Annotated in this window: 1 protein-coding gene; it reads left to right on the top strand. The window is 68.4% G+C overall.

Annotated features, from left to right (window positions below; all coding sequences use genetic code 11):
• Nucleotides 1-320, top strand: a 320-nt coding sequence (locus FDW84_RS19445; protein WP_171046842.1) for a hypothetical protein, incomplete at both ends; no start/stop codon positions are given.

Below are 320 nucleotides of genomic sequence, written 5' to 3'. Positions count from 1 at the left end.
ACATCATCGCCGGAACCCTTGCCACCGCCGGACACCCCGCAACCGACAGCGGGGCCAGGAACGGCGCGCACAACGACGGCCCGCACAGCCATGGCGTGGACAAGAATGGCGTGGACAGCGGCGCGGGCAACGATGCAGACCAGTCCCATGATGTGATCGGGCTGGCCTTCCTTTCCACCGCCGCCAACGCCACCGGCCTTGATGAGAGCCGTGCTGGTGGCAACGGGTCCAGCGCCGACATCGACAGGCCCGGCGCTACTGTCAGCCCTGAGGCTGCCCATTACGCCAGCGCCGGCATGGCCAGCCAGAACTCCGACGCC

Source organism: Pseudarthrobacter sp. NamE5 (assembly GCF_005796225.1).
GTDB lineage: Bacteria > Actinomycetota > Actinomycetes > Actinomycetales > Micrococcaceae > Arthrobacter.
Note: the sequence above shows the minus strand (reverse complement) of the source record. Positions and strands in the feature narration are given on the sequence as shown.